The 25,728-nt window shown below is 37.1% G+C and carries 23 protein-coding genes; 4 read left to right on the forward strand and 19 right to left on the reverse strand.

The features are described from left to right. Nucleotides 1-78: 78 nt before the first annotated feature. The 17 genes from arsM to ACIGAM_RS06870 form a co-directional block, all read right to left on the reverse strand. The gene (gene arsM / locus ACIGAM_RS06790) at nucleotides 79-1,047 is read right to left on the reverse strand and encodes an arsenosugar biosynthesis arsenite methyltransferase ArsM (RefSeq protein ID WP_396510712.1); all 969 of its coding nucleotides are present in this window, start codon (nucleotides 1,045-1,047) and stop codon (nucleotides 79-81) included. 25 nt (nucleotides 1,048-1,072) lie between these two features. Next, the gene (gene arsS / locus ACIGAM_RS06795; protein ID WP_396510713.1) at nucleotides 1,073-2,140 is read right to left on the reverse strand and encodes an arsenosugar biosynthesis radical SAM (seleno)protein ArsS; all 1,068 of its coding nucleotides are present in this window, start codon (nucleotides 2,138-2,140) and stop codon (nucleotides 1,073-1,075) included. Between the two features lie 66 nt (nucleotides 2,141-2,206). Continuing rightward, nucleotides 2,207-2,545 (reverse strand): arsenosugar biosynthesis-associated peroxidase-like protein, encoded by a 339-nt coding sequence (locus ACIGAM_RS06800; RefSeq protein ID WP_396510714.1) that lies wholly within the window; start codon nucleotides 2,543-2,545, stop codon nucleotides 2,207-2,209. A 17-nt stretch (nucleotides 2,546-2,562) separates the two neighbouring features. Next, nucleotides 2,563-3,027, reverse strand: coding sequence for a rhodanese-like domain-containing protein (locus ACIGAM_RS06805; protein ID WP_396510715.1), 465 nt, complete (start codon nucleotides 3,025-3,027; stop codon nucleotides 2,563-2,565). A 2-nt stretch (nucleotides 3,028-3,029) separates the two neighbouring features. Beyond that, nucleotides 3,030-3,995, reverse strand: a complete 966-nt coding sequence (locus tag ACIGAM_RS06810; RefSeq protein WP_396510716.1) for a radical SAM protein — start codon at nucleotides 3,993-3,995, stop codon at nucleotides 3,030-3,032. 16 nt (nucleotides 3,996-4,011) lie between these two features. Next, nucleotides 4,012-5,016, reverse strand: coding sequence for a phosphotransferase (locus ACIGAM_RS06815; RefSeq protein ID WP_396510717.1), 1,005 nt, complete (start codon nucleotides 5,014-5,016; stop codon nucleotides 4,012-4,014). Between the two features lie 16 nt (nucleotides 5,017-5,032). Further along, the gene (locus tag ACIGAM_RS06820; protein WP_396510718.1) at nucleotides 5,033-5,959 is read right to left on the reverse strand and encodes a nucleoside hydrolase; all 927 of its coding nucleotides are present in this window, start codon (nucleotides 5,957-5,959) and stop codon (nucleotides 5,033-5,035) included. Nucleotide 5,960: 1 nt separating this feature from the next. Continuing rightward, complete coding sequence (locus ACIGAM_RS06825; RefSeq protein ID WP_396510719.1) at nucleotides 5,961-6,710, reverse strand: ABC transporter ATP-binding protein; 750 nt, start codon at nucleotides 6,708-6,710, stop codon at nucleotides 5,961-5,963. After that, the gene (locus ACIGAM_RS06830; protein ID WP_396510720.1) at nucleotides 6,710-7,483 is read right to left on the reverse strand and encodes an ABC transporter permease; all 774 of its coding nucleotides are present in this window, start codon (nucleotides 7,481-7,483) and stop codon (nucleotides 6,710-6,712) included. Before ACIGAM_RS06830 ends, ACIGAM_RS06825 begins: the two co-directional genes overlap by 1 nt. Further along, nucleotides 7,476-8,351, reverse strand: a complete 876-nt coding sequence (locus ACIGAM_RS06835; RefSeq protein ID WP_396510721.1) for an ABC transporter permease — start codon at nucleotides 8,349-8,351, stop codon at nucleotides 7,476-7,478. Before ACIGAM_RS06835 ends, ACIGAM_RS06830 begins: the two co-directional genes overlap by 8 nt. Then, a complete protein-coding gene (locus tag ACIGAM_RS06840; protein WP_396510722.1) occupies nucleotides 8,317-9,540 on the reverse strand; it encodes an ABC transporter substrate-binding protein in 1,224 nt (407 codons plus the stop codon). Before ACIGAM_RS06840 ends, ACIGAM_RS06835 begins: the two co-directional genes overlap by 35 nt. A 50-nt stretch (nucleotides 9,541-9,590) precedes the next feature. Beyond that, a complete protein-coding gene (locus tag ACIGAM_RS06845) occupies nucleotides 9,591-11,039 on the reverse strand; it encodes a SusD/RagB family nutrient-binding outer membrane lipoprotein (protein WP_396510723.1) in 1,449 nt (482 codons plus the stop codon). Between the two features lie 10 nt (nucleotides 11,040-11,049). Beyond that, on the reverse strand, nucleotides 11,050-14,301 hold the full coding sequence (locus tag ACIGAM_RS06850; RefSeq protein ID WP_396510724.1) for a SusC/RagA family TonB-linked outer membrane protein: 3,252 nt from the start codon (nucleotides 14,299-14,301) through the stop codon (nucleotides 11,050-11,052). Between the two features lie 174 nt (nucleotides 14,302-14,475). Further along, nucleotides 14,476-15,072 carry a DUF2064 domain-containing protein gene (locus tag ACIGAM_RS06855; RefSeq protein ID WP_396510725.1) on the reverse strand — a complete coding sequence of 199 codons (597 nt, stop codon included), beginning with the start codon at nucleotides 15,070-15,072 and terminating at the stop codon, nucleotides 14,476-14,478. A gap of 228 nt (nucleotides 15,073-15,300) precedes the next feature. Further along, nucleotides 15,301-16,113 (reverse strand): purine-nucleoside phosphorylase, encoded by an 813-nt coding sequence (locus tag ACIGAM_RS06860; protein WP_396510726.1) that lies wholly within the window; start codon nucleotides 16,111-16,113, stop codon nucleotides 15,301-15,303. A gap of 8 nt (nucleotides 16,114-16,121) precedes the next feature. Further along, nucleotides 16,122-16,802 carry a TIGR04282 family arsenosugar biosynthesis glycosyltransferase gene (locus ACIGAM_RS06865; protein WP_396510727.1) on the reverse strand — a complete coding sequence of 227 codons (681 nt, stop codon included), beginning with the start codon at nucleotides 16,800-16,802 and terminating at the stop codon, nucleotides 16,122-16,124. A gap of 29 nt (nucleotides 16,803-16,831) precedes the next feature. Continuing rightward, nucleotides 16,832-17,380: a rhodanese-like domain-containing protein gene (locus ACIGAM_RS06870; protein WP_396510728.1), complete on the reverse strand. Its 549-nt coding sequence runs from the start codon at nucleotides 17,378-17,380 to the stop codon at nucleotides 16,832-16,834. A gap of 136 nt (nucleotides 17,381-17,516) precedes the next feature. Here ACIGAM_RS06870 and ACIGAM_RS06875 point away from each other — a divergent pair, with 136 nt between their 5' ends. The 4 genes from ACIGAM_RS06875 (at nucleotide 17,517) to galE (ending at nucleotide 23,596) form a co-directional block, all read left to right on the forward strand. Continuing rightward, nucleotides 17,517-18,536: an aldose epimerase family protein gene (locus tag ACIGAM_RS06875; RefSeq protein WP_396510729.1), complete on the forward strand. Its 1,020-nt coding sequence runs from the start codon at nucleotides 17,517-17,519 to the stop codon at nucleotides 18,534-18,536. Then, nucleotides 18,529-21,705: a glycerol kinase GlpK gene (gene glpK / locus ACIGAM_RS06880; RefSeq protein ID WP_396510730.1), complete on the forward strand. Its 3,177-nt coding sequence runs from the start codon at nucleotides 18,529-18,531 to the stop codon at nucleotides 21,703-21,705. The genes ACIGAM_RS06875 and glpK overlap by 8 nt, the downstream gene beginning before the upstream one ends. 65 nt (nucleotides 21,706-21,770) lie before the next feature. Beyond that, nucleotides 21,771-22,577 carry an HAD-IIA family hydrolase gene (locus ACIGAM_RS06885; protein WP_396510731.1) on the forward strand — a complete coding sequence of 269 codons (807 nt, stop codon included), beginning with the start codon at nucleotides 21,771-21,773 and terminating at the stop codon, nucleotides 22,575-22,577. Continuing rightward, a complete protein-coding gene (galE, locus tag ACIGAM_RS06890; RefSeq protein WP_396510732.1) occupies nucleotides 22,574-23,596 on the forward strand; it encodes a UDP-glucose 4-epimerase GalE in 1,023 nt (340 codons plus the stop codon). The genes ACIGAM_RS06885 and galE overlap by 4 nt, the downstream gene beginning before the upstream one ends. Nucleotides 23,597-23,660: 64 nt before the next feature. Here galE and ACIGAM_RS06895 read toward each other — a convergent pair whose 3' ends face one another. After that, nucleotides 23,661-24,677, reverse strand: coding sequence for a LacI family DNA-binding transcriptional regulator (locus ACIGAM_RS06895; RefSeq protein WP_396510733.1), 1,017 nt, complete (start codon nucleotides 24,675-24,677; stop codon nucleotides 23,661-23,663). A gap of 2 nt (nucleotides 24,678-24,679) precedes the next feature. Further along, complete coding sequence (locus ACIGAM_RS06900) at nucleotides 24,680-25,717, reverse strand: UDP-glucose--hexose-1-phosphate uridylyltransferase (protein ID WP_396510734.1); 1,038 nt, start codon at nucleotides 25,715-25,717, stop codon at nucleotides 24,680-24,682. Between the last annotated feature and the right edge of the window lie 11 nt (nucleotides 25,718-25,728).

A 25,728-nucleotide genomic window follows, 5' to 3' on the forward strand; every position in this document is an offset into this window, starting at 1 on the left:
TCAACTGAGTGACGTGCTAAATTAAAAAGCCCCGCAATGCGAGGCTTTTTTTATTTGACTCCGGCTGCTAGCCGGCAGTTAGCAGCATCCACCACCATCATAATGAAACGTGCTTTCACTAATAAAAATATCATCACGACCTAAAGAAGCCAGTGCACCAGCAGTCTTATCACAAACCGCCAATGGCTGATTTTTAACTAGCACGTGTCCTTTTTTGTCATCAAAATGATTTTCAGAACCGTAAAAAATTGCCGCTTTGCCGGTGAAAATACAAGGGCCATCTGTGGGCATTGGGTCTTTAATGGCAGCCACCTCTATAGACTCGATATAAATAAGTTCGTCTGTAGAATAATTTTTGGGATCTAGAATACGGTAGGGCTTACGAGCACGAATTTCAATGGTACCAAAACCGGCATCGGTTAAAGCTTTTACATATTCTTTAATAGGTAAACTTCCGCTAAGGCAAAGTGCTCTTAAACGCTCGTCCTCGCGCAACGTTTCATTCATTTCTTGCTCACAGGTAGGATCACTCATCACCAATCTACCTTGTGGTTTTAGAACACGGTACATTTCAGCAATAGCTTTCTTTAAATCTTCAGCTTTAAAAATATTGAACAGGCAGTTTTGAGCCGCTACATCAATGCTGTTATCTTCAACTGGAAGGCTTAAGGCATCTCCTTTTTTAAGATCTACAAACTCACTTTTAAACCAGGGATTTACTGCTTCTGCCTCGATAAAATTTTTGCGGGAAGCTTCTAGCATTTCATCTACAACATCTACACCGATGACGCCGCTTTTTTGACGCGAGAAATAGGCGAACTGCAGCAGCTCCATTCCGCCGCCGGCACCTACATATAAAATGCGCGGATTGTTAGTGAGATCACGAGCATTTACCGTGCTTCCACAGCCGTAATTCATCTCCTGCATAATCTTTGGGATTTTTAAACCCGGTAATTCCCAGATTGGGTTTGTGGTACAGCACAAGCCTACATCAGGCGTAAGTGCAGCATCACGATACACATTTTTGGTAGTTTCTAAATAGCTCATATTTTTTATTTGTATTAATAATCAATTAGGCAACTGTTCCCTGGCAACTACTTCCGGCACCGGCAGTACAACCATAACAATGTTGCGAAATAATGATATTGCGATCGTTTAGTAAATCTTCATTATAATCTGAGATGTGCTTCACTTTGCTGTTTACCTTCAAATCTAGCATTTGGTTGAAGTCGCAATCGTATAGCCAACCGTCCCAGCTTATGGAAATCGTATTGGTGCACATCACATTGTTTACAGCTGCAGGATTATACGCTTCAACTAATTGATACATATAATCTTCATAGTTTTCTGAAGCTATCAAATAATCTAAGAAACGCGCGATAGGTAAATTAGTAATCGCAAACAAATTGTGAAACTGAATATTGAAATCTTCGTACAGGGCTTTTTTAAAATCTTTCTCCATTCCGGCTTGGTCTGAAGGAAGGTAAGCCCCATTAGGGTTGTATACAAGATCTAACCGTAATTCGCTATCTGGCATTCCGTAGCCCACAGCGTTTAATTCTTGCAAAGCTTTTATTGAAAGATCAAAAACACCTTCGCCACGTTGCTTATCAGTCTTGCCACGCGTCCAGTGAGGCATAGAACTCACCACGTGTACGTTGTGTTTTTTAAAAAAATCAGGTAAGTCGTAATATTTTTTATTGGCTCGAATAATCGTTAAGTTACTACGCACAATAAAATCTTTGATTCCTGCTTTACTGGCTTCTTCGACAAATCTTCTAAAATTAGGATTCATCTCTGGTGCGCCACCGGTTAGATCGAGGGTGTGTGCTCCTGTATTTTTTATCACTTCAAGACACTGCTCCATGGTTTTCCAGGTCATTATTTCTTTACGATCTGGACCGGCATCTACATGGCAGTGCTCACACACCTGATTGCACATATAACCTACATTAATTTGTAGGATCTCGAGTTTTTTAGGTCGAAGCGGAAACTGATTAGTTTCCTTTATTTTTTCTTGAAAAGTAGGGAGCTCCCCATTTGCAAAAATACCACCTGATAAAATCTCAAGCTGCTTATTAGCTTGAGCCAAATCATCATGACGTTTATGTAACGATTTTTTAATTTTAGTATCAGGCATAAGGTTTAATTTTTCTTTTTTAGCAAGACTAAGATAGCGTAAGTAAATAGATTTTTTATTTAACCATTACATTTCCAGCTTATTCACTTTATTCATCATCATAGTGCCGTGTACCAGAGTTGCACCACTTTTTATTGCCGCTCCAACATGAATGGCTTCCATCATTTGTTCTTTGGTCACCCCGCGTTGTAAGGTGTCTTTTGTATAGGCATCTATACAATAGGGGCATTGCTCTGTGTGTGCAACGGCAAGAGCAATTAATGCTTTCTCACGGGCGGTGAGTGCACCTTCTTCAAAAACTTTCCCGTAGTAATCAAAGAATTTAGTACCTAATTCTTCACTCCATTCGGTGATTTTTCCAAATTTCCTAAGATCTGCGGGATCATAATACGTGTTAGCTGCCATAATTTATAAATTTAGTATTAGTGTATTTTAATTCCTGTTTTTAGGTATGCGCTCCACTGTTTTGAAAAAGTATGAACTTCTTCTGTAGGTTCTCCTACTGGGTTAACGATCTTAAAACCATTGTCTTTCCAGTCAAATATGCCTCCATAAAGATTATATACTTTTGTATAGCCATGGGCTAACAAGGTTTGCGCAACACTGTTACTTCGTATCCCGAGACTGCAATACACAACAATAGGAGTTTCAAAAAAGGGAATCAATTTTTTAATTAATTCAATACTTGGTTCTTCACTTACCCAATGCGCATTTTTAATATGGGATATTTCAAACTCCGTACGTGCGCGTGTATCTAAAAGAATATAATTAGATTGTTTAATATGTAACTCTTGTGCAGATATAAGTGTAACATCTTTTGATAACTTATCATTAAGCAACTTCTGAAGTTTAGATGTTCTGAATAGTTTACTTAAAAATAAAGCCATAACTAGTATTTATCTAAGGTGTTTATAGGTTTTACGATAGGTTGCTGAGTTTTCATATCATAATGCTTAGTAAAAAACTCATCACACCACAGGCAAACATTACCCAGCTCGATAGCTCGCTTTAAACCCTCTTGAGCATCTATTCCCAGACTTTCACCCATCCCGTAGGCATCACCCATATTAATTTTGCGCATTACCTCGTGCTTAGACATACGTTGTAATACCTCAGTAACTTTTTCTGTGCGTGCATCTCCCATAGCACTAACTGTACCGGGACAACAAGGATTAATTGCCCAAAGCTGAATGCTTAATTCCTGTATGATGTTTTCGCCATTGCGACCCAAAAAACCACGTCCGCCAGAATGAATATTGCAAAAATTATGGGCTCCATCTTTATGCCAAATGTCTTTTTTAAGTGCACGGCCGCGTGCCCAGTTACCACCCAGCCACATATCTTCAGTAGCACCAAAAAAGCCATAAATAAGATTGCTCTCTTTTAGACGGTCACGTCCTTCTTTATCCAGATTTTCTTCACGACCCATTAAGTTAATTCCGCGACTTTCAAATAAGGTTGATAGCTCCTCCTTACGAGTTCCTTGTTTTTTATGATAGCGATCTATACTAGCGATAGAAAATTGTTGAACTCCTTTTTCAATTAATAAATCAAGAATTTCTGGCGTTAGTAAGTCTCCGTTAAATTGAAGTGTAATATGAAGTTGATTTTCATATTTAGTCTTGAGGCGGTCGAGGATTGCATAGAGTAGTTTTTTATCTGCAAGTGGTTCGCCACCACTTAAGATGAGGTGTTGAAGATTATTAGGCAAATTGCCTATAATAGCCATACAATCTTCTTCAGATATGCGTTTGCCTTGTGGGCCGCTATTATTATAGCAGTGGTCACACTTATCATTACACAATTGAGTAAACACCCAGTAAATGTTGTAGTAGTCTTCAAAAGTTGTTTGCATCTGCATGTCCTATTTTTTAATGATTACTGCGTACTAAAATAGATCTTGATTCTTCTAATAATTCCTTTCGTTTAGCAAGGGTTAGTGTAAGTGGTAATTGAGCTAACCCTAATATGCGTCTTAAAATTTCTGCAGCCATATATTTAAAACATAGCTGTCTATCTAAAGAGCCTTTTTCTGTGTATAAGTCAATGGCGCTATCTATAAGAGCTTCAGGTTGTGCTGCCATCTTTAAATGGGCAAGTGTTACGCCCATTTCAAATTCTGGATCACCAAAGAAGCAAAACTCAGGATCTATAATTTTTATACCCGCTTTAGTTTTTAACCAGCTTCCCGGGAAATAATCTCCGTGGAGCAGGGTAGTCCCATTTGCTAAATAGCGATTTCCTAATTTTTGTAATTCTGCTTTTAAAACAGCATCGTTTTTATACGGTGCTGCGATTTCTGCAAGTCCCATTAAAACGCTATCGAGGTTTAAGCCATTATCATCTAAATATGGATAGTTGTAAATATGCTCGTGGTTGAGTTTTCTCATCTCTACATTAGCAAGTGTTGCCTGAGTTGTAGCGGTGTTTACGGTGGTGTGCAATTGTGAAATAAATGCAATAATTTCTTTAAGATCTTCAAGACTAAGTGAGACGCCTTCTTCATATAAAAAACTGTAGTCACGACTATCACCCAAGTCTTCTAGATTGAGCACATTATTTATGCGATCTACACCATTTAGAACTGGCATCATACTACTCAGACTATCTTCTAAAGCAATAAGTTCATAGAATTCTGCTTCTCGAAGTGCCCGTTTTTCTGGGGCAGGAACCTGAGGGTACTTTTCTACATAATCTCTACTTTGTTTAATGATAAAGCTGCGTTCACGCGTTTTTATACGTAGCGTGAGATTCATATTACCTGCTCCGGGAATTTCAACTGCATTTAAAGATTCGTTTAAAAGCAACCATCCCTGCCCTTTTAAATAAGTTTCTAAAGCGCTTTTTTCTGTGGTTAAACGTGCTATGTTTTTCAAAATATTAGATTTTCAATTAATGCTTCGTCAAGCTATTCATCAGTTTTTGATGATAGTCTGAAACTACATCATAACAATAAGTAACTTTAAAACCAGGTTGGGTGTTGCAGATTAAATACTGTTTAAAATTGTGTTCTGGCGTTTCTAGAAGCATATCATTTGTATGTATCTCGAGGTGCGCATTCAACTCTTCCATAACTAGATCTTCTGGTGCTAGAAGATAATGGCTGGCTAAAACATCAAACGGATTAAAGCCTGTTTCACCTCCTGCAATCCATTGTTGTAACCACGGCTGCGATTGTTCAGAAAGCCATATGTTTCCTGTATCTTCGGTTTTTAAGGTCTCAAGATCCTTAGCGGTAAGCCATACCTTATTTGAAATTTCAAAAGGGCACAAAACAACCTTAATATTATTTTCAAACAATATTCTGAAGGCATCATTGTCTAAATCAAAATTGAGATCTGGTGCGTGATGCGAAGTAGGTTTCCCTATTTTAAAGTATGCATCTGCAGCACGCCTTCCGGCAACAAGGACTACTTCTTTTATTTGTGATTTCAATTCAGGATATAGCAATACAAGAATACCTATGTTTGTCGCCGGACCGATTGCTAAAATATGCAGCGGTTCTTTTTTTAGTGCTTCAGCAAGAGCCGCTACCGCTTCATTAGTTTTTACCTCTGCAAGATTAATTTGTTCTGCAGCACCCTTAAATACAGCAATTTTATAAGGTGCATATTCTGCAGCCATTTTTTGAGAAAGGCGGTATGCATCTTCAATCTTTGTATTGCCAAAAACAGCACTTATGCCTGTTACTTCAATATTTTCAGCTTTAAAAAGTTGTAAAACAGCATATCCATCATCTACATCACTATATCCTTCACGGTGATAGCGTTTCATTCCTACCGAAAGATCGGTGTCTATCCAAACTTTTTTCTTACTCATCTTAATTATTTTTTAATTCAGAAACAGCATCTAATTGCAAGCTGTTCCAAAAGTTTATTTCATTATGTACTCCTGTGGTAGGGTCGTTTAAAAAAGCCTTTTTTGAAGGATATACATTTAGATTTCCATTTTGCATAAAGCCAATTTTATCACCCATCAAAATCGCCTCTTTAAGGTCGTGAGTTATAAATAAAGAGGTTATGTTGTATTCTTCAGTGAGGTTTTTAAATAAGGCTTGCATACGTGTGCGGGTACCACTATCTAAACTCCCAAAGGGTTCATCAAGAAGTAGTACACTTGGGTTAATAATAATTGCCCTACCAAATGATACCCGTTGTCGCTGACCACCAGAAAGTTGATGGGGCATTTTTTTTAGTTGGTCTTGCAGCTCTAGACTTTGTGCCATTTGCTTCACTTTCATTTGAATATCTGCTTCTAAGTGTTTCTTTAACCGAAGACCAAAGGCAATATTTTCAAAAATCGTTAAATGAGGAAATAATAAATCTTCCTGATAGAGATAGACCATATTCCGCTTTTCGGCCTTAAGATCTGTAATCTCGTTTCCGTCAAGAAAAACAGAGCCTGAATCTGGTTTCACCAAACCACTTACCATTTTAAGCATAGTAGTTTTTCCGCAGCCAGACTTCCCTAAAATACTCAATGTTTTTTGACGTGAAAGTTCAAAAGACAAGGCCTCAACCACATGTTCTTTATTAAATTTTTTATTGAGATTTTTTACTTCTAAAAACATTAGGCAACTTTTTTGAATACATATTTCTTGTTGATGTACAAGAGTAAAACAGGAGGAAAAATTAATAGGCAGCAACTTAATGCCCCATAAAAATAATTAGCCTCTTTAATAAACATAAATACCTTAATAGTAAGCGTTTGCACTTTACCAACTCCTATAATTGATGTAAGGCCGTACTCAAACCACGATATTAAAAAAGTCTGAAAAAAACAGACTAGTAAAAGTCCTTTTGCTAGCGGAAATAATACTTTAGTGTATGCATTAAATGTATTACCGCCTAATGTAGCCACAAGGTTTTCAAAACTTTTAATACGATCATTCCAGAAACTACTGAAAAAGATCATAGCGTACGGGAAGCTTATTAGGAATTGGGCGACAATCACACCAGTGACATTGCCAAATAAGCCTAGTTTTAAAAAGAAATAACTTAGACAAGCAGCAAAAACTACGGGAGCTAGAATGTAAGGAAAGTAAGCCAGGAGATTGAGAATGCGTTTCTTAGGATGATAGTAGACAATTTTACTTATAAAAAAACCAGATAGGGTAGAAACTATAGCAACTGCAAGTGAAATCACAGTAGATACCAGAAAACTTTGCAGTAAACCAGTTTCTGAACTAATAATTGTCTCCCAATTACGCAACCCGAAATATTGCGGTAATACTTCTGGAAAATACCAATCACCCGAAAGACTTAGTAGGATGAGATATACAAACGGAAATAGTACCAGTAGTACGAGTATGGGTAATACAAAAGCGCGCCAGGTGTTATACATACTGTTCTTTTTTGCGGGGTAGAAACAAGAAAACGGCTGCAATTGCAACAATCACAGTATACATCACAGCAACTACGTAGCCCTCGGGAATTTTATCGAGATCATATTGTTTAAGTTCTCGTATAACCAAAACTGAAAGCATCTGTGGCGACTCTTGTCCTAAAATTAAGGGCACTTCGTAAGAACCTAACAAAAACACAAAATAAAGTGTAATAAGTATACGCGTTTTCTTTAAAAGTATAGGGAGAACAACTCTGTTGCGTACCTGGCGCATACTGGCTCCCATTGAAAAAGCAAGTACCGATAGTTCTTCAACACGTTCATTTTTGTATACGTTGAGAAAAAGCAAAGTGAAAAAGGGAATAATCATCGTTAAAAATGCCAGAATTATCCCAAATGCTAGGTTGTCATTTACTAAATCAGGAAAATCACTCGATTGCTCGATCCACCCTGCAGCAAAACTTATACGAGCAAAAAAACCTCCCTTAGCTAACAATTGTATTATAAAAAATGCAGTTGCAAGTCCCGGAATAGCAAGTGGCATATAAACCATCATCAACACAAACTTGTTTTTAAGTGCGTTCTTAAATTTTAGCGTTAACCATAAAGCAATAACTACAGATAAAAAAACTGCTATTGCAGCAATAGCTGTACTATATCCTAAAGATTCAAAGAAAGTTCCGGTTTTAAAAACAGTACTCCAGAAGCGTGTTGTAAAACCGGTACTCATTACACCTACTATTCCAAAACTATAGAGAAGCGCATATATAAATGCCGCCGCAAATGGGATGACCCCAATGGCAATAAATAATAAAAGACCTATACCTCGGGTTTTATTTTTCAATAACGGCTGTTCTAAAATCTTCATAAAGTTTAATCATATATTCGGGTGCAGGCTCTGCTATGGCGTGATCTTCTAATTCTTGCATTGATGGGCCGTATTTACGCTTTCCATTTTTTGCATGTACTTCTAGCCATTCTTCGGGTAATCGATCTAATTCAAGAACCATATTTGAATTCATTCCTGCAGGGTCTGCTTTTTTAAGTTGAGCTTCTGGCGAAATTAGAAAGTTTATCACCTGCATAGCTGCTGCCTTTTGAGGTGCATTTTGTAAAATACCCAGATAGTTTGCGTTTTTTATGGTACCATTATCCCAAGCGTATCCTTTGACACTTTTAGGAAATAAACCGGTGCGTACATTTTCTTCAATACCACCTTCACCATAACCATACGCGATTTTTATTTCACCATTGGCAAAAAGCTGTTTCATTTTAGTTTGTTCTTTCGGAAAGGTTTCTCCTTTCTTCCAGAAGTACTTTTTATTACGGTTTATATATTCCCAAAGTTGTGTTGAAAGTGTATCGTATTTTTCTTGATCAAAGGGCCCATCAAGGCTAGAAGGGCCACCTCCCAATTCTGCCATAAAAGCTTTCAAAAGAGTCATCCCCGTAAAATCATTTGAGATGGTAAAACTCTCCTTGTTCTCTTTTAGAAAAACTTCAAGATCACGCAGGTTTCTGGGAGGATTGGGTACCTGTACCGTATCTGTAACCATCGCAAACTGACTGATGCTCCAGGGACATTCCATATAATTTATAGGCTGTTGAAAATCTGTACTTATAAAAGGATCTTCAAAATCTATAAATTTAGAATTCGGAAGTTTTTCTACAAAAGGTCCCCAAAGCCCATCTAACTTGCGTAACTGAAAAAACGTTTCTCCATTAATCCAGACCATATCTACCTGACTATCTTTAATATCGGCTTGTTTTTCACCCATAACAAGTTGTACAATCTCAGGACCCTGCCCACCACTTATTTGCAGTGTAATACCATAACGTTCTTTAACAGTAGGAATAACATAGTTATTTATGTAATCGTTAATAACAGGGCTGCCCTGCCACATCATAAAATTAACCGTCTTTCCGGCTGTAGAATCGGTGATGGTTTCCCAATCTGCGGATTTAAGATTGAGTTCATTTTTTTTATTTTCAGAACCACAACTTATAGCAATTAAAATAAGGAGTAGTATGAGCTTGTATTTTATGAGTCTAAACATTTTAAATTATTAGTTTTAAGATAGTGCATCAGTTTACAACAACACGGCCTTTAATCTTTTTCCCACCAGTTTTTACTGTTGATATTGTCACCACCTATACGAGCGGCTGCCGCTTCATAATTTTCTTTATTAGCTGCTTGTTCAGATTCAGGATACAAATATCGTACGGGATAATTATCATCATTAAAATTATCTGGGCCCGGAGTTAATGCGGGGATTCCCGTGCGGCGTATATTAAACCACGCTTCGTGACCCACCATAAAGAGGCTTAACCATTTTTGAGTTAAGATTTTAGTTAGGTTTTGATCTGTTGTACCATTTAAAGCAATTGCGCTACGCGAAAAATAATCTGCCGGTACGGTGACATTATAATATTCAAAATGAGCCCGTATTGCATTTTGATAAAATGTTTGAGAAGTACCTGTTATGTAACCGCGTTCTGCAGCTTCTGCTAAGGCAAATTGCACTTCAGAATACAACATAATTTGAGCATCTACTCCGTCTGGAGCTGCTCTAAATCTATCTGACATTAATGATAAGTCATTAAGTACAATACCACGTTCACTAATAGTTTGAGTGCTCAACCCGTTAGGTAATCCTTTAAATTGTGGAGTTCCCGCAGTCACACTTTCTGGAGTAGGATTAAAGAAAACCGAAATTCTAGGATCATCCCAGCTCTTAAGCACGTCTTCAACCGTTTTACTCATTTTTAAGCCTTGATAAATACCTGTAGAGGCGCTAAATAGCGGAAATTGATTAGGTGCGGTTCCTAGATACGGTAATACTGCATTATCTGTATTTGATTGCATAAGCATACCGCTATTTGCAAGCTGTTGAAGTTTAGAAAAATCTGTAAGTCTTTTGCTTATACGCATTTGATAGCGTACTTGTAGTGAGTTTCCAAAACGAATCCATTTGTTGAGGTCATTGCCAAACATAATGTCGCCTTTAATACTTTCGCTTGTGTTTTGAAGTTGTAAAACTGCAGCTTCTAAGCGTACTAAAATTCCGTTTTGTGGATCTGTATAAATACTTTCCTGAGTATCGTAAATAGGAGTGAAGTTTAGTGATTCAAACTGTAAGGCTTGAGTATACGGTACATCGCCCCAAAGGTCTGTAAGCTGAGAATACAAATAACCGCTTAAAATTTCTGCTACGCCATCATAAGCATCATTATAACCAGGTAAACTTTTCATAGACTCAAGGTCTGTAAGTAAGCCGAAAATTAAATTCCAGTATCCGCTATTACCGCCTAGTTCGTAGCGGTCTATGCGTTCAAACTCAACATCTGCATTAAACTGTACTAAGTAATTGTTAAGTCGTAAGCCTTGATTGTAGGTGTTTTCATTAATTTCTGTTGCGATTACATTAGTCAATAAAAATTCAGGACTTACTTCCTGAGGTGAATTCGGGTTATCATTTATAGTGTCAAAATCATTTGTACAGCCCGTTAAATAAAGGGAGAACAAGGTGACAATAAGTAGTTTTATATTTTTCATTTTGAGTTTCTTAAAAATTTGTTTTTAGGCTTACACCAAAGCTTCGTGTAGAAGGATAAGAGAAATCATCTACGCCATAAACGATATTGCGTTCTTGAAAGGCATTCAATTCAGGGTCAAAATGTGGGTTTTCGGTAAATAGTAATAAGTTGCTACCTACTACTCCTATTTTTAAATTCTCAACGCCTATAGATTCTGCTGTAGTTTTAGAAAAAGTATAATAAATACTTACCTGTCTTAATTTTAAATAGGAAGCATCGTATAAAGCACTAGCCTCATTACCACGATCATAAAATGCATTATTAAATGTACTTGCAGCTACAGCAGTTGTATTAGGTACATATTGAGGATTCTCTGTTGTGCCTACATTTACCACACCGTCGCCTATAACCCCATTGCCATCTACAAACTGTGTAGTAGCTGAGCCTCCTTCTCGACCTAAAAGTGTTTCTTTTAAAACTCCTGAAGTACTACCCAATGCCTTTGTACGGGATACAATAGTACCACCCTGACGCCAGTCGAATAAAACAGTAAAATCAAAATTTTTGTATTTAAAATTATTACTGAATCCCAGAGTAAAATCGGGATTATAGTTTCCTAAAAGGCGCAGATTTCCGTCTTGTATAGGAAGTCCGTTTGCACCATATAAGTTTTTACCGTCAACCTGTACAAAACCAGTACCGTACATATCTCCCACGCGACCATTTTCTTTAGCGATATAAAAAACCGTATTAGATCCTCCGCCACCATTAAAAACACTTGCTGTAGCAGTTACAAATTGATCTACTCCCTGCGGAAGTTCTGTAACAACACTTCTGAAAGTGCTAAAATTTACAGAAGTATTCCATTGAAAATCTGTGGTTTTTATAGGAGATGCACTAAGCATCATTTCCAGACCTCGGGTTCTTATTTTTCCGCCATTTTCATTAAAACTGGCAAAACCACTAGAATTAGAAACTGGTCTTGAGATAATCTGATCTTTACTAATGTTTTGATAAACCGAAGCGTCAAACTGAATTCTTCCTTTTAAAAACCAGGCTTCCATACCGGCTTCGTATGCGTCTAGACGTTCTGGTTTTAAGTTTGTATTCTTAAGAACGTTCTCGTTAGTAACCTTAAAGTTTGAACCGTAGTTGCCATTAAACTGAAACGTTTGTGCGTTTTGAAATGGGTCTGTGTCATTTCCTACAGATGCTGCACTAAATCTAAATTTTAAAAAAGAAATAGCTTCTGGCAATTCAAAACTGTTTGAAGCTACATAGCTAAAACCGGCAGAATAATATCCAAAAGAATTATTTTCCTCCGGTAGAGTGCTACTCCAATCGTTACGGTATGTAAGATCTATATATAATTGATTTTCGTAAGAAACATTAGCAAAACCATAAATACTGTTTATACGCTTGTTGAAATTTTCACTGTTTCCCTTAAGAGGGGCGCGTGAGTTAGCCAAAGTATAAATAGAAGGCAATGCAAGTTGTGAAGCTTCCGCGTACGCGTAATGAATTTTTTGATCAAAACGGTTTGCACCTGCAGAAACATTATAATTCCAGCTGTCTGTAATTTGATCTTTGTACGAAAGAAGAAAGTCTGTATTGATCTCTGTAAACCGAATATTATCTTCTCTATAAGATCCAAAAGGATTTGCATTAGTACTTACAGCTCTTCTAAACTCTCTGTTTTCGTTATAGTTATCAATACCCGTACGTACTTTTAAATTGAGTTTATCTGAAAAAGCGTAGGTAGCAGAAACATTACCTAGCAATCTGTTTTTGATAAAGCTGTTTGTATTCTCGTTAAGCGTTAGATAAGGGTTTGTTAACCACAAGTAGTTAATGTCAAAATGTTGACGTCCTACCTGACCCGCTTGCCAATAATTTTTTAAAGCGCCTATATCTGTCTGGCGTCCCGTCCAGTTAAATCCGTAGAGTACATTCTCATACCCATAACCCAGATTGGGGCGGTTTCCGCTACGTGTGTTTATGTAATTTACAAATGTGTTTACAGTAAGTTTGTCTGTTAGTTTTTGATCGAGACTTACAGCAAGGCCATCACGTTTTAAGTCTGTATTAGGCAGAATCCCTTCATTACGCAAATTGCTGTACGATAAACGAGCGCTGCCAGAGTCACCAGTATTGCTTATTGCAATGTTATTTTGATAGGTCATTCCTGTCCTAAAAAAATCTCTAACATTATCTGGTCTTGAAACCCACGGAGTAGGAGTGATGTCTGTAAAACTTCCGTCTGCAAAAGTACGAGCCAGTACATCGCCACCGCGTACGGGATTACCGTTTATATCTACTGAGGGGCTGTCAAACTGTGGTATTAAGAGTCCTGCGTCTAATCTTGGCCCATAGCTACTTATACCACCGTCACTTATTCCCGCACCTACACCGTTTACAAAAGCATATTGCCCGTTAGAACCTACGCCATATTGATTTTGATAATCGGGAAGGGTGAGTAAGGTTTCGATTGTAAAATTACTGTTTATGCTTACGCCAAAACCTTTAGCTCTGTCGCCTCGTTTTGTTGTGATAAGAACAACGCCATTTGCAGCACGCGCCCCATAAAGTGCAGCAGAACCTGCTCCTTTTAAAATAGAGATAGATGCAATATCATCTGAACTTAGTTCAGAACTTCCATTACCAAAATCAACTTCTTGCAATGCGCCATTGTTTACTAAATCACTAGTGATTTGCTCGTTACTAATAGGAACACCATCAACTACAAAAAGAGGTTGATTGCTTCCGCTTAACGAATTTTCACCACGTATAATTATACGGGAAGAAGAACCCACACCACTAGAGCCATTTGTTATTTGTACACCCGCAACTTGCCCTGCAAGACTGTTAACCAGGTTTGTCTGAGAGACGGTTGTTAGCTGATCTGCACTTACTGTTGAAACTGCAGAAACTAGAGCTTGCCGTTCTTTCTCGATTCCTAAGGCTGTAATGACAATCTCATCAAGATCTGTAGTAGACTCCTGCAAATTAACTCTTAAGTTATTTTGAGTAGAATTTATAGTAACTGTTTCAGTGGTAAAACCTATTGATATAAAGCGTAATTGACTGCTTCCCTCTGGTAGTGTAATAGTGAAATTTCCGTTCTCATCTGAGGTTGTTCCTACAGATGTGTTTACAACAACAATATTGACAAATGGTATTGTTGAGGTGTTTGAAGCATTATAAATGGTACCACTCACATTTGTTTGTGCATTGACAGCAACACAAAAAAAGAGTAATAACCCTAAGTAAAGGTTTTTCATTTTTCGTTTTTAATGACTAAATAAATTGGGAGCCAAGCATATATTGGCCTTTAAAATAAAATACATCTTCTGTTTGAGCATTGGCTCTAAAACAGAATTAGCCTATAAATTCCATAACTTAAACCGTGACCTACATAAGTGCAGTTAAAGATTTAGCTAGGGAATGTAGACATGTTAGTGTACTAAATATGCTTTATTGAAGTATGTTCTATAGCGGAACGGATCTAAAAAAAGCGGTTGCTTTATTTGGATATTTTTTGAAGTAACTAGTGCAGATCTAAGTACTAATAAAAGCTCTTTTGAAAGGTATTTTGAGTCATCAAGTAATACCTTAATATCTTTCTCTGAGTCAAGATCATTTAGAGATTCAAGAAGAGCAACTTCTATTTTTTTAGTAGTTAGAAGTCTGATTATGCTTGCAGATAATGAAGCTGTCTGCCACGGAAGACGTAAAAAAGAATCTACATTAAAATGTGATTTTCTAAGTCCCATCAAGTAAAAACCACCATCTGTTGAAGGTCCTAAAACGAGTGGGGTTTGCTTTAATTTCTGATGTGCTTCTTTAATATGTGTCGCATTTAAATGCGGACTATCATTACCTATAGTAATGATATTATCATACCCCCTGGCAAAAATTTTACTTATTTCATTAATAAATTTGTAGCCAAAAGAATCACCTATTTGATTTTCTTCTGTAGATACGAAGTAGGGTATTGCAGATTGTTTAGCAACTTGAATCGTATGTTTATTAAGCGCATTAAATACAGCCAAACCATTATTAATAGATTTGTTTTTAGCATCTGTTTTTGCAGAGCGGGCAAAAATTAATATGGCTGTATTTGATTTTATGGCCTCATAGGATTAATAATTATTAAACTAAAGTAGGTCTTTATTTTATACTAATAGAATTTAAGTAAATTATGAACTACCAGATGGCTTGCTAATCTTGCGCTAAATTTACGAGATTATAAACCATCTGGTTTTTTTAAAATTCATCTTTTATAATCTTTCTATAAGTTCTTTAAAAAGAACAACCATATCTGGTTCTGCTTTTCCTGCTGCAGCCATAATATCTGCGATAGCTACAGGTTGTAAATTTTCAGGGTCACACTCGTCTGTGACAACACTAAGAGCTGCGACCGGTAAATCTAAATGGTTTGCGACAATTACTTCAGGAACAGTACTCATACCTACTGTATCTGCCCCAATAATTTTTAAGTATCTATATTCTGCGCGTGTTTCTAATTGTGGACCAACGACTGCAACATAAACTCCTTCGTGTAAAGTAATGTCTTTTTCTGATGCAATTTCTTTTAAAATATTACGCATTGAGGTGTCATAAGGAGCGCTCATATCGGTAAAGCGAGATCCTAATTGTTCTACACCTTTAAAAGCTAGAGGAGATCCTCCTTGCAGATTAATGTGGTCTTCAATTAGCATGATCTCTCCTTTTTTATAGTTGAGGTTTATGGCTCCTGCCGCATTGCTAATTAATAATTTTTGAATACCCAGTTCTTTCATCACGCGTACAGGATAACTCACATCTCTTAGTGTATAACCCTCGTAGATATGAAAACGGCCTTGCATAACAATAACTTTTTTACCGCCTAGTGTACCGTAAATGAGTTTGCCTGTATGAAATTCTACAGTAGCTGTAGGGAAATTAGGTATGTGATTATAACTTACTGAGCTAATTATTTCTACTTTGTCTACAAATTGCCCTAAACCTGTACCTAAAATTATACCGATTTCTGGAGCTTCAAATCCGCGACTTTTTAAAAATTGCGCAGACTCTTCTATAAATTTTTTCATTTTAAATATTATTTCAAGTGTCGTGGTAAAAATGGGAAAAATGCTTCAATACCTTCAATATCTTCGTAATAATCTACATCATTACGAGTAGGCAGCAATTTAAAAGATTCTCCTTTTAAATCTGCAAGCGTGTTTTGAAGAACAGTTTCGGTACCCCAAACTTTATTGTGAAAAAGTTCAGGTTTTAAGAAGGTCATCCCTAGTAAATAGTAGCCGCCGTCTTCTGCAGGGCCTACTACAAAGTCGTGATCATCAAGCACAGTAAATGCTTCTTCTAGATCTTGTTGAGAAAGATCATGCATGTCGCTGCCTATAATAATCGCTTTTTTATACCCTGCTCTAAAAGCTTCGTCGAAAGCCTTATTCATTCGCTCGCCTAAGTCTTCACCATGTTGCAGTTTTTTAGTGAATTTATCATCATCCCAAAAATCGCCAGAACGTATTTTTTCAGAATAAAAAACATGTTTATCTGCGGTTAAATTTTGAGTTATAGTAACGGTATGTTTTAATAAAAACGTATAAATTTCTAGAGCAGCTTCATCACCTACACCGGCAGCCAGGCGAGTTTTTACCTTGCCAAGTTCTGGATTGCGGGTAAAGATTAATAAGGCGCAGTCTGAGGTGGGAAAATGAAATTCTGCGTCGAGTTGTTTATTTTCGTCAGTATCTTTTTTGCTAAGTAGTCCCATTCATATATGTTAGTTGATTGTCTTCAAAATTAATGAACAGCAATGCCTGTTTTCAAATAATCTTCCCAATTTTTTGAAAAAGTATGAACCCTTATAGTCGATTTGTTTTTTGAATCTCTTAACGCGTAGCCAGCATCTTTCCAGGCAAAAATACCACCGTAAAGATTGTAGATTTGACCTTGAAACTCTTTATTTAATTTCTCACCATAATCTTCACTGCGTATGCCTACTGTACAATAAACAACTATTGTCTTTTTTAAATTGAGATAGGACTTAAGCAGATTTCTTTCAGGCTTTTCACCCACCCAGATTGAGTTGGGTATGTGACTTACCTCAAATTCTTCCTTTTTACGAGTATCTATGATTATATAAGTATCTGATTTCATTTTTAATTCTTGCACTGAAATATAAGGCACACTGCGTGAATTGTAGGTTTGCAACAACTTATCTATAGATTTATTTTGGCCGAAAGACAAAATAGGAAATAAGAGCAGAAATAGGCTGATTTTCAACTGTGGCATTCTCAATTTAGGTAATGTGTAAGACACTATTTTTTTAAAACTTACGTAGAAAAACATGGAATGGTTTGAAGGTGGTGCAAGTATACTACAAAAGCTTATTTATAAGTGAGTGAAGAACCAATTTAAACTTTTGCGTAAGACATATTGTGGCAATTCATTTTTATATATTTATCCTTATAAAAAATTTTCTCCATTGATTACAATAAAACCTTTTGATAAAACACAAAATGGCCATACGGTCTTAAGTATACAGTTAAAAAATACAGCTGGTATGGAAGCGCACTTTCTCTCGTATGGGGCTATACTTCAAAAACTAATTGTTCCCACAAATAATGGCTCTTTGAAAGATGTTGTTTTGGGTTTTGAAGACTTAAAGTCATATGAGGAAGACACTGCATTTATAGGGCAACTTGTGGGTCGTAATGCAAATCGTATAGCGCAGGCAACGGTTACTTTAGATAGTAAAAAAGTACAGCTTTCAGCTAATGAAGGCACAAACCAATTACATGGTGGTTATGAATCTTTTGGAAAAAAGCTTTGGGAGGTTGAGAATTTAGGCGATGAGGTGGTTTTTAGTTATACGAGTATTGATGGTGAGGAGGGGTTTCCCGGAAATCTAAAAACAGAGTTTTTTGTTAAGCTTCAGGAAGATAATGAACTGGTAATGCGTTTTGAAGCAAAAACGGATAAAGAGACTGTCGTAAATTTAACACGGCACGAGTATTTTAATCTTGAAGCAGAAAATACAGATTCGATAGAAAACCACCATCTAAAAATCAATGCGTCACAGTATTTGCCAAAAACAGAAGTTAATGTTCCATCAGGAGAATTAAGATCTGTTGTAAACACGGCATTTGATTTGCAAAAGGAGACTTATTTAAAAGATGCGATTGCCGCGATTGAAGGGGGGTATGATCACAATTATATTTTAAATCAAAATCGAGGTAAGCAACCCGCAGCGATCTTAATGAGTTCAGACAAAAAGCTACAATTGCATTTAGATTGTACTCAACCCGGCTTGCAATTTTACAGCGCAAACGGTATGGCAAATTTTACAGGCAAGGGGGTTTCTCTTAAAGGACCTTCGGTGGCGTTGTGTTTAGAACCTCAGCATTTTCCAGATACGCCTAACCACGATAATTTTCCTACTACAGTATTAAAACCTAATGACGTTTACGAGCATCAAATAACTTATAAATTTTACTATGAGTGATTCTTATATAATAGCATTTGACCAGGGTACTACAAGCACACGGGTAATTTTATTTGATCGTGAGGGTGGTGTAGTTGCAATTTCTCAAAAGGAACTTAAACAGCATTATCCGCAATCGGGCTGGGTGGAACATGATCCTTTTGATCTATATAATGATCAGAAAGCTGCTTTTGAAGAGGTTCTTTCTAAAGCAAATGTACCATTAGATGCAATAAAAGCAATAGGAATAACTAATCAAAGAGAGACAACGGTTGTCTGGGACAAACATACGGGAGAACCCGTATATAATGCCATCGTCTGGCTCGATAAGCGTACCGAATCTATTTGCGAAATGCTGCGCGAGCAAGATCTTGCACGATATATATTAAAAAATACAGGTCTGGTTATAGATAGTTATTTTTCAGCAACCAAGATAAAATGGATTTTAGATAATGTCGAAGGCGCGCGGGCACGAGCCGAGGCTGGTGATTTACTTTTTGGTACTGTTGATAGTTGGTTGATTTATAAATTTACGGGAAAACATCTTACAGATCATACTAATGCTAGTCGAACAATGCTTTTCAATATTAAAAACCTCGACTGGGATGAAGAGCTGTTAGAGGCCTTAGATATACCGCGCAGTATGCTTCCACAGGTTCAGGCTTCCTCTTCAGACTTTGGCACGTTAAAATTTAAGGAACATTCTTTTCCTATTTACGGAGTAGCAGGTGATCAACAGGCAGCACTTTTTGGGCAAGGTGGGTATAAGTCTGGTATGGCAAAAAGCACCTATGGTACCGGTTGTTTTATGTTACTTAATACCGGTAAAAAACCTTCTTTTTCAAAAAATGGCTTAATAACAACATTGTGTTGTACACTAGAAAACGAGCCGCACAAATATGCTTTTGAAGGAAGTGTTTTCGTAGGCGGAGCATCAGTACAATGGTTGCGTGATGGTGTTGGGTTAATAGATAATGCCTTAGAAACTGAAGCGATCTGTGAAAGTATCCCGCCACTAAAAGACTTATTTTTTGTACCTGCGTTTAATGGGATGGGAGCGCCTTATTGGGATAGTGATGCTAAAGGGAGTATACAAGGATTAACATTTAATACCGGTAAGAAGGAGCTTATAAAAGCTACAATTGAGGCGATGGCTTATCAGGTAAGCGATCTTCTAAATGCTATGATTGAAGATAGTGGCAAACAGCTTAAAGTATTAAGAGTTGACGGTGGTGCCTGTGTAAATAATTATTTGATGCAGTTTCAGGCAGATATTTTAGATACCAGTGTCGATCGGCCGCAAATGTTAGAAGTTACCGCAATGGGAGCTGCTTTTCTGGCGGGAATTAAAGCCGGAATCTGGACTAAAAAAGACATTGCTTCGGTTCGTAATGTAGATACTATTTTCGAGCCAAATATGGATGTACGTACGCGTAACCATAAAAAAGAAGGATGGGATCTGGCTGTAGCACGCACACGTTCTGGCTACGCCGAAACTATTGAGAAAGAGAAAGCTCCTTTGCGTTTTAGTATTTTGGACCGTAAGCGCTATATCAAAAAAGCGAAGTCTAAGAAGTTTGATGTTGTTATTATAGGTGGCGGTGTTACCGGTGCAGGTATCGCACTAGACGCAGCAACACGAGGAATGAGTGTTTGTCTTATTGAAAAAAATGATTTCGCTTCAGGAACCAGTAATAAGAGTACTAAGCTGGTGCATGGTGGTTTACGCTACCTGAAACAGATGGAAATAGGTCTCGTAAAAGAATCGGGAACAGAGCGCGCTATTGTGCATAAACTAGCGCCACATCTTGTAATCCCTGAAAAGATGCTCTTACCACTTATTGAAGGTGGGCAGTATGGTAAGATTTTGACTTCATTGGGGTTAAAAGTTTATGATTTACTGGCAAATGTAGAAGGAAACGATAAGCGACGTATGCTCACTAAAGAAGAGACAATTTCACGCGAGCCTTTGCTTGACGAATCTACGTTGCTAGGAGGTGGTTATTATGCTGAGTATAGAACAGATGATGCCCGTCTAACAATAGAGCTCATTAAAAAAGCAGCAGATTTTGGTGCCATTTGTCTAAATTATACAGAGATGACAGACTTTGTGTATAATCACAAGGGCAAAATTACCAGCGTAAAATGTAAAGATCACAACACCTCAAATTTGTATGAAATTGATGGTAGAACATTCGTTTCTGCCGCAGGACCCTGGGTTGATAAGCTAAGGGTAAAGGATGAGTCAATGAATAATAAGCACCTTCATCTCACTAAAGGGGTACATCTTGTTTTTGCAAAAGAAAAACTGCCAGTACACCAGTCGCTTTATTTTGATGTGCCAGATGGTAGAATGATATTTGCAATCCCACGAGGCAAAACAACTTACGTAGGAACTACAGATACTAATTATTCAGGCAGTCTAGATCGGGTAGTGGCTACAAAAGCAGACATTAGTTATTTGTTAAATGCAGTTAATCAAACATTTCCTGCAATACATTTAGAAGAATCTGACATAGAATCAAGTTGGGCTGGATTACGACCACTAATTCATGAAGATGAAAAAGATCCTTCAGAACTATCAAGAAAAGACGAGACGTTTGTAAGTAAAAGTGGCTTGATTTCTATTGCCGGCGGAAAATTAACCGGATACCGTAAAATGGCAAAACGGGTTAGTGATACCGTTTTAAAACAGCTTAAAGAGAACTACGCAGAAAAGTTTGAAGAATCGAGAACAGAGCATATAGCACTTACATCATATGCGATGCGTAATTCTAAGGAGGTGGCAAACTACCTGAATAAACTAGCAAATGCACTTGAAATTTTAGGTGTTAATGATGCTGAATATAAAGCCTGGTATTTAACCACTACCTACGGAAAGCAAGCTGAACTTATTAAAAATAAAATTAATTATTTTAGAAATCAGGATGCTAACGATCGTCTGTTACGTGCAGAATTGTGGTATAGTGTCTATTATGAGATGACTAATAGTCTTGCAGATTTCTTCGTAAGACGTACAGGAAGGCTTTATTTTAATATTGATACAGTTTCTCAATATCGCCAGATTGCAGTAGAAGATTTTGTGAATTATTTAGATTGGACCGAGTCACGTGTGGTTCTCGAAAACACAAAACTTAATGAGTTAATATATGATGCAACACACTTTTACGACACAGAATTTAAAGACTAATTTTTAGCGTATATGACTGTTAACTTTGCAAGTAAAGGTTATTTTTACGTTTAAATCTACAACTAATGGATAAAGGATTTTTAATTGATATGGATGGGGTCATTTACAGCGGTAATGACTTAATTCCGGGAGCAGATACATTTATAAAAACATTACAGGATCGGGGTATTCCGTTTTTGTTTATGACTAATAATAGTCAACGTAGTCCAATAGACGTGGTCAATAAATTAATCCCAATGGGGATTAAAATAAGTGAAGAAAATGTGTATACGAGTGCTATGGCAACGGCCTGGTTTTTAGGTTTTACAAAACCTAATGGTACTGCATATGTCTTAGGTGAAGGTGGTTTGTTGTCTAGTTTACATCAAAACGGTTACTCACTTGTGACACAAGATCCCGATTATGTGGTAATTGGTGAGGGGCGCAACTTTACATTAGAAATGGCAAATAAAGCCGTAGATATGATTCTTGGGGGTGCAAAACTTATTGCAACAAATTTAGATCCCTCACCTATGAAAATAGGTTGGTCTAATTTGGGGATTAAGGCTATTGTAAAAATGATAGAAGAAGCTACGGGACGTAAAGCATTTTCTGTGGGCAAGCCTAGTCCTGTGATGATGCGTGCGGCTAGAAAGAAATTAGGCCTTACCACAGATCAAACTATTGTGATAGGAGATACTATGGATACAGATATTCTAGGCTCTATACAAATGGGATATAAAACGATTCTAACTTTATCTGGTGTATCAAAAGCAAAGCATATAAATAATTATGCTTACGCTCCAGATATGATTATAGACTCATTAAAAGATTTTAATATCGACGAGGCTTTAGAAAAGCTAAGCGTTGAAAATAACATTTCAGAATTTTGAAAATATTAGTAACAGGAGGTCTTGGTTTTATAGGTTCGCACACTGTTGTAGAATTACAGAATGCGGGTTATGATGTTGTAATTATTGATGACTTATCAAATGCATCAGAATCTGTTCTTGACGGAATACAAAAGATTACAGGTACAAAACCAGACTTTGAGAAAATAGATCTTCGTGATCGTGATGCCGTTTCAGCATTCTTTAAAAAGTATTCAGATATTTCTGGAGCGATTCACTTCGCAGCTTCTAAAGCTGTAGGAGAGAGTGTGAACAAACCGCTTCTGTATTATGAAAACAATCTTAGTTCTTTAATATATTTACTGCAAGAACTTACTAAGAAAGATGCAGCTAATTTTATATTTAGTTCTTCATGTACCGTTTACGGGCAGGCAGATGAGTTACCTATTACAGAGAAAGCTCCTGTAAAACCTGCAGAATCTCCTTACGGAAATACTAAGCAGATAGGTGAAGAGATTATAAGAGATACAGCTAAAATTTACGATAATTTTAATGCAATTGCGTTGCGCTATTTCAATCCTATAGGAGCGCATGAAAGTTGTGAAATAGGGGAGTTGCCTTTAGGAGTACCACAAAACTTAGTTCCCTTTATTACGCAAACAGCGGCGGGATTGCGTCAGGAGCTTTCGGTTTTTGGAGATGATTATCCTACAAGCGACGGTACTTGTGTTAGAGATTATATTCACGTAGTAGATCTTGCAAAAGCACACGTAATGGCGTTAACACGACTAGTTGAAGATAAAAACGAAACGAATTATGAGACTTTTAATCTGGGTACGGGTACCGGTAGTTCTGTACTTGAAGTAATACATACTTTTGAAGAGGTCTCTGGCGTTGATTTGTCTTATAAAATTGTTGACCGAAGAGAAGGCGATGTTGTAGCTGCTTACGCAGATACGGTAAAAGCTAACGAAGTTTTGGGTTGGAAATCGCAGCTCACATTGGCCGAAGCTTTAAAATCTGCCTGGAACTGGGAGAAAAAAGTTAGAGGAATTAACTAACTAAAAAAGCCTTACTTGTAAAACAGTAAGGCTTTCTTTTTTTCAATGTAACTGTATTTTAATTTTAAGCAGTAATTCTTCGGGTACTATTTCTAACTACAAGTTCGGTTTCTATAATCTCTTGTGAGGGTGCTTTAGCTACTTTTCTATTTATGTTTTCTATTGCAATTTGTATTGCTTTTGAACCCATAATTTCAGCTTGTTGCTTAACTGTGGTTACAGATGGGAAATAGTTTCGCGCTAAATTACCGTCTGTAAAGCCTATTACACTTACATCATTAGGCACCATTAATCCATTTGTGCGCAAAGTATTCATCGTATAAATTGCACTAGACTCATCTGTAGTTAAAATGGCATCTATATCGTTAGCGCTAATAAAAGAGCTGAGATTTTTTTCAAGATCAATAAGTGTGGTATTGATTATTTTAGGTGTGTTGTTTCCGCTTATTTTAATTGCATCTTCATAACCTGCAAGGCGTTTTTTGCCTACAGAGGTTTTACTAAGACTTGATAAAAAAGCAACATTTTTACAGCCTATTTCTAATAAATAAGAAGTAGCGTCAAAAGCTCCTTTATAGTCATTAATTACTACACTATCGCATTCTACGAGAGCACTTACACGGTCAAACATCACTAACGGAATATCATAATAAAGAATGTCGTTAAGATGTTCTATTTCTTCAGTCTGCTGGGTTTCTGAAGTTAAACTTATAATGATAGCATCTACCGAAACATCACAAAGCATATTAAGGCTTTGTTTTTCTTTTTCAAGCGATTCGTTAGATATACACGTAACTAGATTATAACCGTTTTTTCGCGCTTCTTCCTCCATACCCATAAGTACTTTTGCAAAAAATGTATGCAGAATATTAGGAATAACCACGCCTAATGTCATCGTATGGCTATTCTTTAATCCCCTAGCCATCGCATTAGGTCTGTACTTTAACTCGCGTGCAGCGTTTTTGACAACAATTTTTGTGGCCTCGCTAATTTCTTTACTATCTGCCAGTGCTTTTGATACTGTAGAAATAGAAAGATTTAAATGTTCAGCGATTGCTTTTAAAGTTGTCTTTGTTGCCATTGTTATATGTTAGTATAATGCGTGTCTGCTAATTTACGTAAAGTTTCTGCAGCCATCTCAGCAGTTATATCTCTCTGAGGAGTTGCAAACATCTCATAACCTACCATAAATTTCTTAACCGTTGCTGAGCGTAATAAAGGTGGATAAAATGACATATGAAAATGCCAGGATTCCCAATCCTGACCATCTGTAGGTGCTTGATGTATACCTGAACTGTATGGAAATGATATCTTAAAAAGGTTGTCGTATTTTATGGTAACCGCTTTAATTATCTTGGCGTAATCTAGACGCTCCTCTGTATTAAGACTCAAAATATTGCGATGTTGCTTCTTGGGGGCAATCATAACTTCGTAGGGCCAAACTGCCCAATAAGGAACTAGCGCTATAAAATATTCGGTTTCAAAAATTATGCGCTCTTTTAACTCAAGCTCCTCTTTTATATAATCACCTAAAAGACTGGAGTTATTATTTTGCCAGTACTCACGTTGTTGTTTGTTTTTCTTGACAACCTCTTGCGGTATTGTGCGTTGTGCCCAGATTTGACCGTGCGGGTGTGGATTACTACAGCCCATTATAGCGCCCTTGTTTTCAAAAATCTGAACATGATTTATATCTGTTTTCTCGCTAAGTTGTTTAAACTCGCGTTGCCATAATGCAATCACATCATCAATAGCCTCTACCTTCATAACAGGTAAGGTAAGTGAATGATCTGGTGAGAAACATACCACTTTACAAATACCGCTTTCAGACTCAGCTTTTAAAAGACCAGATTTAAACTTCGCCGCAGGGACATCTTTTTTTAATGCTCCAAAATCATTGACAAAGGACCAGGGTTCTGTATACTTTTCATTTTTATGACCTCCAGCACGCTCATTACCGGGGCATAAGTAACATTGGGGGTCATAACTGGGTCGAACCTCGCTGGTTATTTCTTCTTCTTTTCCTTGCCAGGGACGTTTTGTTCTATGTGGAGAAACCAGTACCCACTCTCCCGTAAGTATATTATATCTTCTGTGCGAATTATCATTAAAATCTACCATTGGATTTATAC

The sequence above is a fragment of the Leeuwenhoekiella sp. NPDC079379 genome (assembly GCF_044542075.1).
Lineage (GTDB): Bacteria > Bacteroidota > Bacteroidia > Flavobacteriales > Flavobacteriaceae > Leeuwenhoekiella.